Origin of the sequence: Paraburkholderia sp. 40 (assembly GCF_050434105.1) — a bacterium.
GTDB classification, from domain to species: Bacteria; Pseudomonadota; Gammaproteobacteria; order Burkholderiales; family Burkholderiaceae; genus Paraburkholderia; species Paraburkholderia tuberum.
Genome location: NZ_JBNPVY010000002.1, coordinates 135,216 through 152,964, shown reverse-complemented (window position 1 = coordinate 152,964; position 17,749 = coordinate 135,216). Strand labels below are relative to the sequence as shown.

Here is a 17,749-nt window from a genome sequence, read left to right as displayed (position 1 = left end):
GCGAGCCCGTCAGTGCGCGGTCGAAGCGGGAGCGGGGGACGCGGCCGAATGCGCCGCTGGCGACGCATCGGGGGCGGGCCGCGCGTCGACCCGCTGGCCCGGCTGCACTTTCTGCCAGCCATCGACGATCAGGCGCTCGCCGGGCTTCAGACCGTCGCGCACGGTCCAGCGTCCTTCGCCCTGCTCGCCGAGATAGATATTGCGGCGGACCACGGTGCCGTCGTCGGCGACCAACGCAACGCTTGCAATGCCGTTGTCGAGCTGCACCGCGCGCTCGGGAATACGGATGCCCTGCACATTGCCCGCCGCGATGATGCGCCCGCGCACGAACTGCCCCGGCAACAGCGTGCGGGCCGGATTCGCGAACTGCGCGCGCACCGTCTGCGTACCGGTCGACGGATCGACGACGAGATCGGCGAAGTCCAGAAAACCGCGCTCGTTGTAGACCTGGCCGTTGGCAAGGATCAGTTGCACCTCGACGTGCTTCATGCTGGTCGGCTTGCGCGCGCCCGACTGGATCTGCTGCTCGACGTCGAGCATCGCGGTATTCGACTGCGTGAACACTGCGTTGATCGGCGTCAGTTGATTGACCTGCGTGAGCAGCGTGGCGGCGCCCGCGCTGACGAGCGCGCCTTCGGTGACGAGCGCGCGGCCCGCGCGCCCGGCGATCGGCGTGCGCACGATGCAGCGATCGAGCCGCAATTGTGCAAGCGAGACCGCAGCTTGCGCATCGGAGACATTGGCCTGCGCCTGCTGCATCGTCGCAAGCGCGGCGTCGTATTCCTGCGCGCTGACTGCATGACGGCCGACGAGCGGCTTGAACCGGTCCACCACCGACGCCGCGTTGTCGCGCACGGCGGTCGCGCGCGTGAGCGCTGCCTGCGCCTGCTGCAACTGCGCGCGATAGTCGCTCGCGTCGATCTGGAAGAGTGGGGCGTTGGCCGGCAGGTCCGTGCCTTCCTGATAGAGCGTGCGCTGGACGATGCCGTCGACGCGCGCGCGAATTTCGGCGGTGCGCACGGCCTCGATGCGGCCAGGCAACTCGACGACATCGGCGACAGGGGTGGTGGAAACCGTTTCGACCAGCACGGGAACCGGCGGCATCGACGCGGCGGTGGGAGTCTGCGGCCGGTCGTTGCAGGCGGCAAGCAGGAGCGGCAAACCGGTGATCAGAAGCGATACGGCACGACTACGCAGGCGGAGTGCGGAGCAAAGCAAGAGAAACTCCTTTGATCAAGGCAGTCTTTTTTGCGCGTGAGATCGGTGACGGTTTTAACGGTTTGCGGTCGAATTAACTATTCAGAACGTGTGTGGGTGCGTTAATGCGGGGAAAAGATTTCTGTTGATCCTACCGTGTCTGGGTGGCTTGTCAATTTGTTCTTGGTGGTCGCGAGTGGCATGGACTCGCAAGGACCAGGCGGCGGACGCGGTGGTCACGACCGGGGGATTCCCGCTCGCAGACGAGATCTTGAATGGTATTTGTCAATTACATGTCACTTGCCATCCAGCAATTGCCGCAATTCAAAGGCATGCAATTGTCATCGAAATCGATGCGCCTGAAAAAAATATTCCGAGTCGCCACACACTCACGTACGTTTGCGCTCCGGATGCCGCAACACCGAATGGTTGCGGCCGTATGACAGATAAATCGTCATGCCGATCACGAGCCACACGACGAGCCGCAGCCACGTGACGAGCGGCAAGCCGACCATCAGCAGCAGGCAGAACAGGATGCCGAGCACTGGCACGACCGGCACGCCGGGCGCCCGGAATGGGCGCGTCGCCTCGGCGTCGCTGCGCCGCAGATAGATCACCGCGCCGCACACGAGGACGAACGCGAACAGGGTGCCGATGCTGACCATCTCGCCGAGCACGCCGATCGGTGTCAGCGCCGCCACGATCGCGACGACGGTGCCGATCAGGATCTGACTCAGATAGGGTGTATGCAGACGCAGATGGACCCTCGAGAAAAAGTGCGGCAACAAACCGTCTTGCGACATCGTGAAGAAGATGCGGCTTTGTCCATAGAGCAGCACGAGTATCACGGTGGTCAGCCCCGTCAACGCGCCGATTTTGATCAGGATCGAGAACCACGTGAGCCCGATCGCGTCGACGCCCTTGGCGATCGGATCAGGAACGTTCAGCTCGGGGTACGGAACGAGGCCGGTCAGCACGCCGGCGACGAGGATGTACAGCACCGTACAGATGATCAGCGAGCCGAGAATGCCGATCGGCATGTCGCGCTGCGGCTGTCGCGCTTCCTGCGCGGCGGTCGACACCGCATCGAAGCCGATGAACGCGAAGAACACCACGGCCGAGCCGCGCAGAATACCGCTCATGCCGAAACTGCCGAACTGGCCGGTATTGGCAGGAATGAACGGATGCCAGTGTTCCGGCTTGATGAAAAACAGGCCGATGGCGATAAACGCCACCACCACGATCAGCTTGATCGCGACCATCACGTTGTTGAGCCGCGCCGACTCCTTGGTTCCCAACACGAGCAACGTGGTCAGGATCGCGATGATCAACACCGCCGGCAGGTTGATGACGCCGGTGACTGTCGAGCCATCGGCCAGTTTGACGATGGTGCCGGGGGCGGCGGCGAGGGTAGGTGGAATGTCGATGCCGACGTTGCGCAACAGGCTCACGATATAGCCGGACCAACCGACCGCGACGGTCGCGGCGCCCATCGCGTACTCGAGGATCAGGTCCCAGCCGATGATCCACGCGAAGATCTCGCCGAGCGTCGCATACGTATAGGTGTAGCTGCTCCCGCACACGGGCAGCATCGCCGCAAGCTCCGAATAGCACAGGCCGACGAACGCGCACGCGATGCCGCCCAGCACGAACGACAGCATGATGGCCGGCCCCGCGAACTGCGCGGCGGCGGTCCCCGTCAGCACGAAGATGCCTGCGCCGATGATCGCGCCGATGCCCATCGCGGTGATACTCGTCGCGCCCAGCGTTTTCGACAGGTGACGGCCTTCTTCGGCGTCCGCGCTGGCGACGATATCAGCAACGGTTTTGCGTGCCATGTAACCGGTATCGGCCATGATGAGTCGTCCCTTTTCAGTGTTGATCAGGCACGAACCGGTTAGGCTGCCATCGGCTCGTGGAGCACGACAAAAACATCCGTCGCCGTGGACGGCAACGGCCACGGCAAGTGCGGATAAAGCGTCTAACGGCAAATTCAGTCTATGCCGGATTAAAAGCAAAGTGAAATCCGCTTGCTTTGTCGGGGCGATAGGGCAGTGCGATGGCTGGCGCGCGCAGCGCCGGGCGTGCCGCGGGCGCCGTGATGCATTTGTGCATTGCGATCGCAAGCAAGGCCTCTCGTTCGATTCAGGATGACTTACGATGTGCGATTGCGGAATCGGCAAGCCAACGTGGACGATTTCAGGCTTGCGGGGCAGACCTCAGCCGATCCGTCCGCGCCGCAGCACGCTGCTCAGACCGAGCGAGTGGCCTGGGTCGTAGTAGTGAATGAGGAGTGTGCGCCGCTGTCCGTTCTGTACGTCGAGGTTCGCATGCTGAAGTGCGAAGCCGTTGAATTCGTAGACGCTGCCCGGCTTGACCGGAATGCGCTTGCAGTTGCCGACACGCAGATCATGCAAGGTATGCCAGCTGCGCCAGCTGAGCGGCAGGCTTTGCAGGAAGCCATGGCGCATCTTGCAGATCACGTTGGTCAGCGTCGTTACGGACAGGCGCGGCTTGCGGTACATCACGAGGTCGCCGTTGTGAACTCCGTCGGGTGCGAGCTGAAGCGGAATCAGCAGCGTCAGCAGGTGCGAGTCGTAGTGGCGGCAGTGGCTCTCGGCCAACGAAGTCTTGCTCGCACAGCGCAGTACGTGGAACGGTTCAGTCGGTAAGTTTGTCCGACCGAACTTCGCGGCCATCGCGCGCGCATTCGCGCAGATCGACTGTTCGAGTTCGCGAAATGCCTGACCGCGACGCAGCATCTCTGCAATCTCTGCGCCGGACTGCGAGCGCGGTGCCGTCGTGCCAAACAGGTGGTCGATGAACTCGTTGATTTCGACGATCGACTCCTGCGGAATCACGTTATCAAAAGAGTTCAACGCGACGCTTTTGTCGATTCGAATCCGCTTAGTCTCTGTATGTCCACGCACGTCTGTCAGGGTGTCCATAGCCCAAATTTCCATTTGCTTTTTGTTCTACGACCGTATTGAAAAATATTCCCTCCGAGGCGGGCACAATGTGCGCCAGCGTACATAAAGCCCTCAGGCGATTGAGCTCGATCATTAAATCTAAAGCGATTTCTCTGACAGCTTTTGTAAATCTCGTTGGACCGATTTGGAAAATGCTGCGACTGCGACGATGCACGCTGGATTTCGGCGCAATGCCCAGGTACGACATTTCTATAAAGCTACTACAACCAGCTTGGGTGATAATTTATCTTATGTCAAATTGCGAATTCTTCGGAAAAGGCTTCCAGTACGCATCGCACGTGCCACCGTCGATGCGCGTGCCGCGTGTCGGCCCTACGCCACAAGCGATGCACACCGATGCCCGGTGACGATCGCGAATCGTCCGAACCGCGACTCTTTCGCCTACCACAACTGACGCCGGGCGCAGCCCGATTCAGTGACCAACAAAACTGGCGCGGCAATTCAATTTCAATTTTTATGGCGGGCCCAATCAGAGCCCTCACGAATTAAGACGCGGCCGTGCGTACAGATTAATTTATGCACGCCACATGCCGAAATTAGACAACTGTTAAATACTGCTTTGCGCACCACGAGAATAAGCTTGGTAGCGAAAGCCAATGCCACTATCGCAGCTCGCGCGGATTTTTTATCATCTGCTATTGCCTTGTGGCTTAGAGACGTTTCGCATTTTTCTCAACCGGCGGGCGTGTCGTCGTTGAGCGGCTGTGAATGGGCTACGTGCATTTCGACGTGGCGTACGGGCGCAACGTGTTCGCCGCCCTCCCACTTGCCGCGATCTGAGATGCATGTTCGAACACGCGCAGACGCTCGGCATCCGCAATCAGTCGCTTCTTCGGCATCGAGCGTCCCGCCGATCCGAAGCCCATCACCTTTTCGTACTCACGCGGCCTGCCGTGCCTGAAGCGATTAAAGAAGTCATCGCCCGGCAGGCCGTTGTCGAGGCTCATCAGGCAGCCGTAGTCGAGCGACGCGCAATCGCTCAGTGAGCGCGCCGCGTCCTCCAATGCGCGATAGCGGCTTTGCAACGGTTCGTCGCGACCGAAAAGCGCGTGCAGTTCCTGATAAGTCACGAGTCTTTTGCGTTTCGCGGCACGCAGTAGCATCGCGGCAATATCGCGGGTCCGATCCATGTTCATGTCGTTCTCCTTACCGCCTGCTTGCAAGCGCCCAATGGCAACCGATGAATGCGCTGTCAGCTTTTATCGCGGTTATGCGTATCGAGTGGGAAACTGCCCGGCATAAAATATTTCCGGTATTGAACGACGCAGCTAAAATTAAGCGGGTGGTTACTGGATTCGGGCTTCACAACGCCACTCTGCGCGAATGCCCCGTTTAGCTATAATCCGCCGGAAAAACGCCGCGAAGGGTTTTCAAGCTTCAGCAGTTTTTTCGCAGCTGTCCGGCGAATCGCCACTCTGCATCGAAAAATGCATTCCAATTAGATTCGCAAAACAGGAATCCGCGCACTCAAACGGTTCAGTCTTCCGACCTGCCGCCCCGCACTTAAAAGCGCCCGACGTCAAGCCGGATGCGGCCTGGCGGTGTCCGGGCTGCCAGAGCGAGCCGAGCCGGATTGACGGCTTTGAATCACGTCAATCAGGTTAGCAAACGTTAAATTCAATCGCAAGAGGGATATTTAAGATTTTAGAAAGAAAACATCATGTAACCGCCTTACGTGAGGATTGCGTGATTTTCTATCAGAGGAAAGGCGCGATTGATTTTTTATTCTTTTGGACACAACGGGCGAGTTTTCGATTATCTGTAGGTGACGCGCCCTTCTCACTGTCTACCCCAGTAACCGATTGCAGTCCGGTCAGCGACCCAACGGCGGAGTTCTCCGATGCATCGACCAAATGACGATTTGCCGACCGTCGCGCGGCGTCTCACGGCGGGCAAGAAACTGCTCGACGGCGTCGCTGCGGCCGAGGTCGCGAGACAGATGGGCATGGCAAAGACCACCGTCGAGCGATATCGCAAGCTATTGGAGCAAGGCGGGCTCGAGGCGCTGAGAAACATGAGCGTCGGCGGCCGCCATTCCGCACTCGCGGTGGCGGATCTGGACTGGTTGGCCCAGGCGCTGAGGGCCTCGCCGCGGGACTACGGCTTCGACGCCGACGGCTGGAGCAATGCGCGCATGCGCGAGCTGATAAGCCGTCAGTTTGGCATTTCGTACTCGCGAGTCTATGTATGGCAACTGGCCACCAGACTCGGCGTGTCTTATCGGCTCGGCCGGAATGCGCAGTAAAACGGCGGCCGTACCCAGCTAAAGCACGCGCGTGCGCATCGGCTCAGGCGATTTCTCGAACCTTTGGCAGAAACTGCGGCGCCAGTTCGACCTCCGACCATTGGAACGGCAACGCGCCGCGACTGCGCCGCACTTCGCTCACATGAAACCGCACGAGCCGCTGCGCGCCCGCAAATGCCGCGAGTTCGTCGCCGTCCCAGATGATCTCTGCTCGCACCGCCAGATAAAGCAGATCGCCGGTTGCGAAGTCGATAAACAGCAGACCCGCGCGCGGATCGTGCACGAGGTTGCCGATCGTGTTGAAAAAGCGGTTGCCGCTGTAGTCGGGCGTGGTCAGCGTAGTTGGGTCGTCCACGCGCACGAAGCCCGGCGCACCGCCGCGATGGGAAACGTCGATCCCCTTTCCCGGTCCCGCTTCCTCGCTCAGATTCGCGCTGGCGATAAAGAACGTGTCCGCGCTCGCGAGCAACTCGCGGTCGGCACTGCTCAGAAGCGTGGCGATCTCGGGCTGCGCGCGCGTCGCGGCCACGTCCCGCTCGATGAAAGACGGCGCGCGGCTCTGGATATACTTCGGGCAATTGCCGAAGCTCTGCGTGACTTCGATCTGCAACGTGTCGCCTGCCACGGACCGGACGACGCCATTTGCCCGATTGCGCCGCCGCGTACGCGGCTCGATGCCCAGCGCACCAAGCTGCGCGCCTTCCCGCCAACCCGCGGCGAGCGGATCGCCAGCCAATGCGCCACCTTCGATGCGCAATGTCCGCGCATCCGGTGACGAGACGAAACCCGGCGCACCCGCACGCAGCGTCGCCCACGGCTGAGCGCTCGCATCGACGCCGCCAATCACGACGAACGGCTGCGCGGCAAAGAACTCGCGATGCTGCGCAGGCATGAATCGGCGAATGCCCCGACGTCCCATCGACTCGGCCACCTCACGCACACCCGCGCGCTGCTGCGCATCCTGCTCGCCGGCATGAAACGGCGACGCGTCGCTTCCCCAGTTATTCAACGGGACGAACTCGGACATGATCGGACTCCTTTGCAAGATCTGACGCAGCCGTCAACGCGTATCACGCCGCCAGCAAGCCCGCCTTCGTCGAAGGCATCGCGATGAAACGCGGCAGTGCCTCGACGCGCTGCAGCCACGCGCGAATGTTCGGATACGGCTGCAACGACACGCCGCCCTCGGGCGCGTGAGCGATATACGTGTGCGCGGCAATGTCGGCGATCGTGACGTGTGCGCCAGCCACGAACGGCTTACCGGCAAGCTCCTCGTCGATCACGTCGAACAGCTTGACGGCGATCTGCTTCGCACGTTCGTGGTCGAGCGGCGCGCCGAACACGGTCACGAGCCGCGCGGCGCACGGCCCGTAGGCGATCTGGCCAGCCGCGAGCGACAGCCAGCGCTGCACCGCCGCGGCGCCGCGCGGATCGTCCGGCAGCCACGATGCGTCGCCATAGCGCTTCGCCAGATAGACCAGAATCGCGTTCGAATCGAACAGCATGAGCTCGCCGTCCTGAATCGTCGGCACCTGACCGAATGGGTTCAGCGCGAGGTACTCGGGCTTGCGGTTGTCGCCCGCCTTCATGTTCAGCTCGACGACCTCGAACGGCAGATCGAGCAGCGTCAGAAACAGCTTCACGCGATGACCGTGGCCTGAAAGCAGCGTCGTATACAGCTTGATAGGCTCGGCGGGTCTGGCAGCGGGCATGGATGGCTCCGGATACGTTGAATGACACGCCCAGCATAAGGCGTAGGCACTGTCGCGCGGAAGCCCGATAATCCGGGAAACACAGTCAAGCGAGAATGGACAATCGATCATGGCCGATGTGCGCAACGTGAACCTGAACCGCCTCGCGATCTTCGTCGCCGTCATCGACGCGGGCTCGCTGAGCGCCGCCGCGACGCGGCTCGGGCTCGCGAAGACGATGGTCAGCACGCACATGCAGAGGCTCGAGGCGGAGGTCGGCGCGAGCCTGTTGGTGCGCACCACCCGGCGGCTCGGCGTCACCGAGGCGGGCCGCACGTTCTACGAGGCGAGCGTAAAGATTCTGCGCGCCACCGAGGACGCGCTGAACGCGCTCGGCGGGGAAACCTCACCGGTGCGCGGCACGCTGCGCGTCAGTGCGCCGAACGACTACGGCACGCTCGTCGTCGCGCCCGCGCTGGTCGAATTGCGCCGCACGCATGCGCAGCTCGACGTCGAGCTGCTGAGCAGCGACCGCTACGTCGATCTGATCGCCGATGGCATCGATGTAGCGATCCGGCTTGGTCGCCTCGCGGATTCCAACTATCGCGCGGTGAAGCTCGGCAGTTTCGTCAAATGGCTCGTCGCGAGTCCGGAGTTCGTGCGGACGTGGGGCGCGCCGGGCACGCCGGCCGCACTGGAGACGCTGCCCTATTGCGCGTTGTCGGTGCTGCCGCATCCGCTGACGCTCGACTTGCGGCACGTCGATGGCAAGATCGCGAGCGTGCGCTGCGCGTCCGCGTTGCGCGTCAACACGGCCGATGCCTGCCGCGCGGCGACGCTCGCGGGCGGCGGCATCGGCCTGTTGACGGATTTTTCGATCGCGGACGACGTCGCGGCGGGACGGCTGATCCGGCTGCTGCCCGAATGGGCGAGCGCACCGGCGAGCATTCAGGCCGTATTCCCGCCGACGAGTCACCCGCCGGCGAAGGTGCGCGCGTTGATCGATACGCTGAAGCGAAGGCTCGCGGCGGAACCTGCGGATTAGCACGGCAGATCCTTCTGGCGCTCCCATTCCAGCGCAACGGCGGTTAGCTTCTATCCGCGTTATCGCCCGATTTGCTCTACTGCGACGATGCGCGCCGCACCCCGCGGCCTCGCCTGATCGTCAATGTGGAGAGCTTATGTCCGCCATTTCCCGTGCTGCTCAAGGGGTTCTCACCGTCGCGTGTCCGAGCGCGGCGGGCCAGGTTGCCGCCGTCGCTGGCTTTCTCGAACGGCATCGTTGCTATGTCGACGAACTCACCGTATTCGACGACGAACTGAGCGAGCGCTTTTTCGTGCGCTGCGTGTTTCACCACGTCGATCGCGACGATGCGCTGCAGATCGCCACGCTGAAGCAGGAATTCGCGCCGATCGCCGAACGCTTCCGGATGACGTGGGCGATCCACGATCTGTCGAGCCGGCCGAAAGTCCTGATCATGGTTTCCAGGCTCGAACACTGTCTCGCCGACCTGCTGTTTCGCTGGCGCATGGGCGAACTGAAGATGGACATCGTCGGCATCGGCTCCAATCATCGCGATCTCGAACCGCTCGCGCGAGCGCACGGCCTGCCGTTCCATCATCTGCCGATTACAGCCGACACGAAGCCACAACAGGAAGCCGGCCTGCTCGAGCTGTTCGATACGTCCGGCGCGGAACTGCTGATTCTCGCGCGCTACATGCAGATCCTGTCCGCCGAAACGAGCCGGGCGATCGCCGGGCGCGCGATCAATATCCACCATTCGTTCCTACCCGGTTTCAAGGGAGCGAGACCGTATCATCAGGCCCATGCGCGCGGCGTCAAGGTAATCGGCGCCACCGCGCATTTCGTCACCGACGATCTCGACGAAGGTCCGATCATCGAGCAGGGAGTCGAACCGGTCGATCACTCGTACAGCCCCGAACGGCTGCTGACGACCGGACGCGACGTCGAATGCATTACGCTCGCGCGCGCGGTCAAGGCGTTCGTCGAGCGGCGTGTGTTCATCAACGGCGAGCGCACCGTCGTGCTGCGGTAAACAGAAAAACGCCGCTGAAAAGCGGCGTTTTCGTGTGCTGCGCCGACGCCTGGCCGAGTTACTTCACCCAGCTATCCACCCGGTCCGAATGCGCGCTGACCCACGCGTCGGCCGCTGCAGCCGGCTTTTCGCCATTCTGCGTGGCCAGCATCACCGTGTCGATCTCGCCCGGCTTCCATTGGAACTTCTTCAGGAATGCGACCACTGTCGGCGCTTTTTTCTCGAGCTCGGGATTCACCACGCTATCCACGTGCTCGGCTTCACCGAATACCTTCTTCGGATCGTCGAGGAACTTCAGCTTGTACTTGGCGAACATCCAGTGCGGCTTCCATCCGGTCACGATGATCGGCTTGCTGGCCGCCTCCGAGCGCGCCAGTTCGGCGGTCATCGCGCTTCCGGAACTCGGCATCAGCTGATAGTCGAGCCCATAGGCCTTGATCGCCTCGCTGGTTTTCTGCATCACACCCGCGCCGGCGTCGATGCCGACGATGCGCGCGCCGAACTCGGCCTTCTTCGCCTGCAGATCGCCGACGCTCTTCACGTCCACGTTGTCCGGCACGATCAGACCGATCTTCGCGTCGTTGAAGTTCGGCCCGAGGTCGACCACCTTGTCCTTGAAGCTGTTCCAGTAGGCGCCGTGCGTGACCGGCAGCCACGCGGACAGCGTCGCGTCGAGATCGCCGCGCGCCACGCCCTGCCACATCACGCCGGCCGCCACCGGCACCAGTTGCACCTGATAACCGAGGCGTTTTTCGATCACCTCGGCGGCCACGTTCGAGGTCGCCACGCTATCGTCCCAGCCCTCCACGTAACCGATCTTGATGGTCGGTTTCGAATCGGCCGACACGCCCGCACTGACCGCCGCCAGCATCACCCCCAACGCGCTTGCCACCACTATCTTTCCGATCAGTCTCATCGACGTTCTCCCGTTGATCCATTTGCCCATTGACGCGTTTGCCATCGAACCGCACATCGCGTATTTAGAATCGCCAACCAGAATTGCCGGGTAGCGTTGTTTTTCGACATGCAGTTGTCCGCATGCGACATCCACGCAAATCCGCCCAGTGTTTGCCGTGTTGTTGTGGTGTGATCAGTCGTATTACTTGTCGACGACGAGATCGGTCAGCGGCTTGCTACAGCACAGCAGCACCATGCCTTGATCGATCTCGCGCTGACGGATACCGCCCGCGTGCTTCATCGCCACTTCGCCGGACACGAGCTTCACCTTGCAGGTGCCGCACATGCCTTGCGTGCACGACGCCGGTAGCCGCACGCCCGCCTGCTTCGCCGCATCGAGCACATGCTGGGCGCCGCCGCACTCGATCTCGCGATGACTGCGCGTAAAGCTCACCTTGAAACGCGTGGCGGTTTCGGCCGGCGCGGACGCATCGTTCGGCGCGTCCGCGACATGCGCTTCGGCCAATTGCGCGGCCACTTCGCTGACGGTCTCGAACGAGAAGCTTTCCTCGTGATAGTGCTGGCGATCGAAGCCGCCTTCATCGAGCAGATTGCGCACCGCCTGCATATACGGCGCGGGGCCGCACGTGAAAATCTCGCGCTCCAGAAAATCTGGCGCAATCAGTTTCAGCAGCGGCAGCGTCAGAAAGCCGGTGATGCCGGGCCAATTGGTGCGCGTGCCCACGCGTTCGCAGACGAACGCGGTGCGGAAACGCGCCTGATTGGCGGCGATCAGATCGAGCTCGCGCGCGAAGACGATGTCGTCCGGCGTACGCGCGCTGTGCACGAAGACGATATCGCTGTCCTCGCCGAGTTCATGATGCGCGCGGCTCATCGACATCAGCGGCGTGATGCCCGAGCCCGCAGACAAAAACAGCAACTTGCGCGCCGGGTGCCGCGCGCAGGTGAATTCGCCGGCTGGCCCCAGCACGCGTACCTGCATACCCGCATGCAGATGGTCGTGCAGCCAGTTGGACACCTGGCCGCCCGGCACGCGCTTGACGGTGATCGAAATCGTATGCGGCCGTGTGGGCGCAGACGAGATCGTATAGCAGCGATTGACGCGCTCGCCGTCGATCTCCAACTCCAGCGTGATGAATTGCCCCGGCTCGAACACGAACGCCCGACCGGATGGCGCGCGGAAGAAGAAACTCTTCACGTCGTGCGTTTCGCTGCGGACCTGGCAGCACTCCAGCGTGTCGTCGGCGTCGCTGTTCCAGCGCGCCGGCAGCGCGTCCCAGAAGCGCGGCAGCGTGACGCGGCTCGGCGCGTCAGCTGGATTCTGTGAAGTCTGCTCGATGTCCGGTTGAAACATGGCCTGATCGCGCATCATGGTTGTCCCCCCGCTCCTCATTGCGGTCTTGCGCTCAGCGCACGAACGACACGACTTTCTCGTCGTGCACCGCCCGTGGGTTCGCGTCGTAATCCGCGAGACGGCCGATATACCACTCGCAGAACTTTTCGACGAGTCCTTCGGTGAACGGCGAATAAGGACCCGGCTCATACGCGCTGCTCGTCGCGCCGCGCTGCGAATATTCGACGAGCGCGCGATCCTGGTCGTTGGTCGCGCGCCACACGGCGGTCAGATTGTCGACGTCGTAATCGATGCCTTCGCGCGCGTCCTTGTGCACGAGCCATTTAGTGCGCACCAGCGTCTTGCCGGCCGACAGCGGAATCGCCGAGAAACTGACGATGTGGTCGCTCATGAAGTGATGCCACGAATTCGGCTGGGTCCAGAACGACAGGCCGCCGAGATCCGCATGCCTGAAACCGCCGAGCAGCTTCTTCGAGGCGACCTTCGCGTCGAGCGTCTGCGATTCGCCGTCGCGATCGAGCGGCAGACGTTGGGTACGAAACCCGGTGACCAGGTCGGCGAGCCGCTCGATTTCCGCCGAGGGCAACTGCATCGCCTCCCACTGCGCGGTGCGGCGCGCGACCGTCGTCTCGAACGCGGCCATGCCCTCCTCGTTCGCCGGCGTGCGCTGATAACCGAAACCGTATTCGTACAGCGAGATGGTCAGCTCCGGATGGTTCGCGACGCAGTGATAGCACTCGCGATTGTTTTCCATCGTCAGCTTCCAGTTGCCCTCCTCGATGATGTCGATCGACGCGGCGATCTTGCAGCCGGCCAGATCGTGCGGCAACAGATACGGTTCCATCGCGGCGCGCATCACGGCGAAATCGGCGGGCGGCTGCTCGGCGAGGCAGATGAAAATCAGTCCGGCGAGATTTTCGACATGCACCGCTTTCAGACTATGTTTGCAGCGCTCGAACTGCTCGCCCATGTGCTCGGCGAACATCAGGTCGCCATTGAGGCTATACGTCCAGCTGTGATACGGACAGACGATATTGCCGAGCGAGCCCTTGCCGGTATTGCACAGACGCGCGCCGCGGTGGCGGCATACGTTATGAAACGCGCGCACCCGCATGTCGTCGTCGCGCACGATCAGGATCGAATCGTCGCCCATCTCGACCGTCACATAGTCGCCCGGCTCGGGCACGTCGGGCTCGACCGCGACCTGAATCCAGTGCTGGCGGAAAATCGCGTCGATGTCGAGCGCGAAGATGTGCTCGCTGGTATAGAACGGCGCTTCCAGCGTGTAATTCTGCTTGCGGCGTTCGATCATTGCGCGAACGTCTGCGGAAACTTTCATTGTGTGCTCCGTTGCGTGTCACGTCTGGCGCCGCGCCAGGCCCTCCTGGTCGCATGCTGGCCCGAGCCGGAATTCAGTAATCCACCAGTTGATGCTCGCGCAAGTACGCGAGTATCACTTGTGCTTTTTCGACGGAACTCCCTTCAATTACGACGCTGCCGCCGCGGCTCTCGGTCGTCGTCGCCGACAGCATGCGCGCGTGGCCTGAGCGCTTTTCGGCGGCGGCGAGGCGCACCGGTTTCGCTGTGGCGGGGCCGATCGTCCATACGGACTGTTCGGGAGTGGTGCCGTGCCGCGCGTCGGCGCGCTCGATCGTGCCTTCGCGCATCCGTGCATACGCGTACGACGTCGCGACGTTCGCGAGCGGATGCACGGCAACCAATGCCGGCAGCCGCACTTCGACGCGCCGTCGTAGGCCCTTCGGCATGAACTGCCGGACCTGCGCTCGACCGTCGCGCAGCGCCAGATCGACGGCGGCGCCGACGAGCGGCACCGCCAGCGCATGCGCGACGCGATACGGCAGCATGCCGCTATCGAAACCGCCTTCGGCGCGCGTGCCGGTCAGCACCAGCTCGTAGCCACGCAAACGCCCGGCGAGTTGCGGCGCAGGATCGGCGTCGGGCGGCATCTCGAGCACTTCGACCGAACGCGCGCCGAGCGCCAGATACTCTGTTCAACGCGGCGTTCGACGGATCGCCCGCGTGCAGCACGTCGAGCGTCGCGCCATGGGTTCTGACGAGCGACAGCGCCAGCGTCAACGCCGCCGCATCGTTGCGGCTGTAGCGCGCGACGCCGCTGACCGGGTGACGTCCGACTGAAACCAGCACGGCGATCTTCATGCGAGCACTCCTTCGGCAAGCTTGCCCGGCCGCAGCACCGCGGCCGAGGTGGCGCGGGCACCGCGCGCCGCGGCCGCCGCCTCGTTGAGCGCCGCGATGGTTTCCTGCGCGTCGGCGATCACGGTCAGATTCGCGCGCTTCGCGATCGGCGCGCTCGCGTCGAGATTCACCGCGATCACATGGCGGCAATCCTTGATGCCTTGCAGATGCTGCACCGCCCCCGAGATGCCGAACGCGATATACACACTCGCCTCGACGGTCTTGCCGGTCGCGCCGATCTGCTTGTCGCGCGTGAACTTGCCGTCGTCGACGGCGACCCGGCTGGCACCGATCGCCGCGCCGAGGGTCGTCGCGAGTCGCTCGAACGCGGGCACGTCGCTGACGCCGTTGCCCGCCGACACGATGAAGTCCGCCTCTTCCAGCGCGACCTGCGCCGCGTCGATTTCGTCGATGCCGAGATCGCATATCGAGCGTTGCGCGACCGTGCTGTCCGCTTCGCGGTCGAAGCGCCACGCGACCCGCTCGCCCGCGCCAACGAACGGCAGCTTCGGATCGACCGCATTCGGCTCGAGCAGCACGACCTCGGGCAGCGCGCGGCTGGCGAGCGCCGTATCCGCGCGAATATAGGTGCACACGTGCCCGGCAGCGATCTCGACGACGTGCGTCGCGACGCTTGCATCGGCCACCGCCGCATAGCGGCGGCCGAGGTCGCCGTCGCCGGTCGCGTTGTCGGGCAGCAAGACATGGGCTGGCGCATAGGCCGCGACGCAGGCCGCCAGCGCATTCAGTTCATCGTCCGGCGCGTACGTGCGGCGATCGAACATCGGCAATTCGATCAGCTTGTCGGCGCCGAGCGCGGCGGCATCGCCGGTGAATTCGCCGAACACCAGCAGCACGACTTCGCTGTGCGTGTCCGCGATCAGCGCGGCGGCCGCGAGCGTCTGGCGCGCATGTTCATCGAGCGCGCCGCGGTCCGCGTGCGCCGCGACCAGCAGCACATGGCGCGGCGCGGCCGTCGTGCGGCGCGGCTTCGGCTGTTCGCGATGCGCGGCGTGACGCGCATCAGCCAGCGACGCACTGCCGCCCGCGTCCGCGATGCCGACGACGCCGAGCGTGATGCGCCTGAGTCCCAGTGCCGTCACCGTGAACGGCCGGCGCGGATCGATTCGTTTGAGCGTATTCATCATCGCGTTACTCCAGCGCCGCGGCGACCAGTTCGGCCACGTCCAGCACTTCCGGTCGCGGCCCCACCACCCCTTCGAGCATCGCGGTGCAATTCGGACAGCCGACCGCGACGATCTCCGCGCCGCTCGCGCGCGCGTCGTCGATACGGATGTCGGGAATTCGCCGTTTGCCCGGGATATCGGTCAACGGTGCGCCGCCACCGCCACCGCAGCAGCGTCCGCGCAGGCCGTGACGCTCCATCTCGACCACCTTGATGCCGATGCTCTTCAGCACCCGGCGCGGCGCTTCCGTCTCGCCGTTGTAGCGACCCAGATAGCATGGGTCGTGATACGTGATGTTGCGCTCCGCGACGGCGGCGGCCGCGCGCGGCGACAGCTTGCCGCTCGCGATCAGTTCGTCGATCAGCGCCGTGTGATGCTGCACCTGATAGAACCCGCCGAGCGCGCGATATTCGTTGCGCAGGCTATGCAGCACGTGCGGATCGGCGGTAACGATGCGCGCGAACGAGTACTGCGCGAGCGTCCCGATCAGCGTACGGGCCAGTTGCTGGAACGTCGCTTCGTCGCCGAGCCGCCGTGCGGTGTCGCCGGTATCGGTCTCGACACCGCCCAGCACCGCGTAATCGACGCCCGCGCGGTTCAGCACCTTGACGAGCGCGCGCAGCGTGCGCTGATAGCGCATGTCGAACGCGCCTTCACCGGCGATCAGCAGCACGTCCACGTGACGGCCCGGCTGCGCGACCTGCACCTGCAGATCGACGGCCCAGTCGTAGCGCGCGCCGATGTCGTAGCCGTTGAGGCTGCCGGTTTCGCGCAGATTCGCGAGCGTCACCGGCCCCTTGCCCGGCACGCTGCCTTCGACGAGCGTCTGATTGCGGCGCATGTCCACGATCGCGTCCACGTGCTCGATCAGCATCGGGCACTCCTGCACGCAGGCGCGGCAGGTCGTGCAGGACCACAGCGTGTGCGCTTCGATCAGCGTCGAGATCAGCGGCTTGCCGGGCGCGCCCGCGTGCTTGCCGACAGGGATGCCGGGCGTCGGGCTGCCTGCGTACTGCGCGTCGGTGCCGCCGACCATGCCGGTTACCAGATCCTGAATCAGCTTCTTCGGATTGAGCGGCTGACCGGCCGCGAACGCGGGGCACGCCGCTTCGCATTTGCCGCATTGCACGCAGGCGTCGAAGCTGAGCAACTGGTTCCAGCGGAATTCGACCGGCTTGCCGACGCCGTATTCCTTCGCGTCGAGCAGCGGGGTTTTAAGCGCGGTGGGCGGCACGGCATCGCGAGCGTGACGCGCTGCGGTGGAATCGGCAAAGCGCTCCTGGCGCGGATGAAACGCGAGATGCAGCAGTCCGGCCAACGCATGTTTCATCGGGCCGCCACGCGCCGCGCCGAACGTCATCGTGAACGCGCCCGCCGCGATCAACAGCGCGACGATCACCGCGAGCGCGCCGGACATCATCGTCGCCGGAAGCGCAATGAACAGCGCGAGACCGAGCGCGAACGCGCCCAGTAGCAACGGCAACTGATCCCACGGCCCGCGCGAGAGTCGCGCCGGCACCGTCTTCGCGCCATGCCGGCGGCGCCACACGAACACCGTGCCGATCAGCATCGCCAGCGCGGCGAGAAAGATCAGTTTGTCCAGCCACGGCGAGTAGATCGCGAGACCGTAGTTGACGAACACGAGCGCCATCGCGAGGATCGCTCCGCCCGCCGTGGCAACGTGCGTGCGGGCGATATACGGATCGCGCGCGACCACATGATGCAGGTCGACGAAGTAACGCTTCGGGATCGCGAGCAGATTGGCCCAGCCATAGGCGCCCGCGACGGTCGCGCGGCCCTCGCGCCAGTAGGCGGCGCGGCGCGCCAGCGCGAACGCGAGACCGGCCATCGACACCCACAGCAGGGCGGTGATGACAAACACGGGGCTCATCG

13 protein-coding genes and 2 pseudogenes are annotated in these 17,749 nt (G+C 63.6%); 3 read left to right on the top strand and 12 right to left on the bottom strand.

Features of this window, described 5'->3' with window-relative positions; translation table 11 throughout:
* Positions 1-9 precede the first annotated feature (9 nt).
* The 4 genes from OKW28_RS01955 to OKW28_RS01940 form a co-directional block, all read right to left on the bottom strand.
* Positions 10-1,218 carry an efflux RND transporter periplasmic adaptor subunit gene (locus OKW28_RS01955; RefSeq protein ID WP_429443499.1) on the bottom strand — a complete coding sequence of 403 codons (1,209 nt, stop codon included), beginning with the start codon at positions 1,216-1,218 and terminating at the stop codon, positions 10-12.
* A gap of 368 nt (positions 1,219-1,586) precedes the next feature.
* Positions 1,587-3,053, bottom strand: a complete 1,467-nt coding sequence (locus tag OKW28_RS01950) for an amino acid permease (protein ID WP_429443498.1) — start codon at positions 3,051-3,053, stop codon at positions 1,587-1,589.
* 363 nt (positions 3,054-3,416) lie between these two features.
* Positions 3,417-4,145 (bottom strand): hypothetical protein, encoded by a 729-nt coding sequence (locus OKW28_RS01945; protein WP_429443496.1) that lies wholly within the window; start codon positions 4,143-4,145, stop codon positions 3,417-3,419.
* A gap of 755 nt (positions 4,146-4,900) precedes the next feature.
* Complete coding sequence (locus OKW28_RS01940) at positions 4,901-5,323, bottom strand: hypothetical protein (RefSeq protein WP_429443494.1); 423 nt, start codon at positions 5,321-5,323, stop codon at positions 4,901-4,903.
* A gap of 704 nt (positions 5,324-6,027) precedes the next feature.
* Between OKW28_RS01940 and OKW28_RS01935 the strand changes: the two genes are divergently transcribed.
* On the top strand, positions 6,028-6,432 hold the full coding sequence (locus tag OKW28_RS01935) for a helix-turn-helix domain-containing protein (RefSeq protein WP_090809994.1): 405 nt from the start codon (positions 6,028-6,030) through the stop codon (positions 6,430-6,432).
* Positions 6,433-6,502: 70 nt separating this feature from the next.
* Here OKW28_RS01935 and OKW28_RS01930 read toward each other — a convergent pair.
* Together OKW28_RS01930 and OKW28_RS01925 are read right to left on the bottom strand one after the other, a co-directional pair.
* Positions 6,503-7,459 (bottom strand): annotated as a pseudogene (locus OKW28_RS01930) (pyridoxamine 5'-phosphate oxidase family protein); the annotation flags it as partial.
* Between the two features lie 43 nt (positions 7,460-7,502).
* Complete coding sequence (locus OKW28_RS01925; protein WP_429443492.1) at positions 7,503-8,144, bottom strand: glutathione S-transferase family protein; 642 nt, start codon at positions 8,142-8,144, stop codon at positions 7,503-7,505.
* A 109-nt stretch (positions 8,145-8,253) separates the two neighbouring features.
* On the opposite strand from OKW28_RS01925, the gene OKW28_RS01920 reads away from it, so the two are divergent.
* On the top strand, positions 8,254-9,168 hold the full coding sequence (locus OKW28_RS01920; RefSeq protein WP_429443490.1) for a LysR family transcriptional regulator: 915 nt from the start codon (positions 8,254-8,256) through the stop codon (positions 9,166-9,168).
* 136 nt (positions 9,169-9,304) lie between these two features.
* On the top strand, positions 9,305-10,180 hold the full coding sequence (gene purU / locus OKW28_RS01915) for a formyltetrahydrofolate deformylase (protein ID WP_429443488.1): 876 nt from the start codon (positions 9,305-9,307) through the stop codon (positions 10,178-10,180).
* Between the two features lie 58 nt (positions 10,181-10,238).
* Here purU and OKW28_RS01910 read toward each other — a convergent pair whose 3' ends face one another.
* The 6 genes and pseudogenes from OKW28_RS01910 to OKW28_RS01885 form a co-directional block, all read right to left on the bottom strand.
* A complete protein-coding gene (locus OKW28_RS01910; protein WP_429443486.1) occupies positions 10,239-11,096 on the bottom strand; it encodes a glycine betaine ABC transporter substrate-binding protein in 858 nt (285 codons plus the stop codon).
* A 183-nt stretch (positions 11,097-11,279) separates the two neighbouring features.
* Entirely contained in the window at positions 11,280-12,470 is a 1,191-nt protein-coding gene (locus OKW28_RS01905; protein ID WP_429443484.1) for an FAD-binding oxidoreductase, read from the bottom strand.
* 34 nt (positions 12,471-12,504) lie between these two features.
* Positions 12,505-13,791, bottom strand: a complete 1,287-nt coding sequence (locus OKW28_RS01900; RefSeq protein WP_429443482.1) for an aromatic ring-hydroxylating oxygenase subunit alpha — start codon at positions 13,789-13,791, stop codon at positions 12,505-12,507.
* A 73-nt stretch (positions 13,792-13,864) separates the two neighbouring features.
* Positions 13,865-14,630, bottom strand: a pseudogene (locus OKW28_RS01895) (electron transfer flavoprotein subunit beta/FixA family protein).
* Positions 14,627-15,814 carry an electron transfer flavoprotein subunit alpha/FixB family protein gene (locus OKW28_RS01890; protein WP_429446811.1) on the bottom strand — a complete coding sequence of 396 codons (1,188 nt, stop codon included), beginning with the start codon at positions 15,812-15,814 and terminating at the stop codon, positions 14,627-14,629. The pseudogene OKW28_RS01895 and the gene OKW28_RS01890 overlap by 4 nt, the downstream one beginning before the upstream one ends.
* Positions 15,815-15,821: 7 nt before the next feature.
* Positions 15,822-17,747 (bottom strand): (Fe-S)-binding protein, encoded by a 1,926-nt coding sequence (locus tag OKW28_RS01885; RefSeq protein ID WP_429443480.1) that lies wholly within the window; start codon positions 17,745-17,747, stop codon positions 15,822-15,824.
* Positions 17,748-17,749 lie beyond the last annotated feature (2 nt).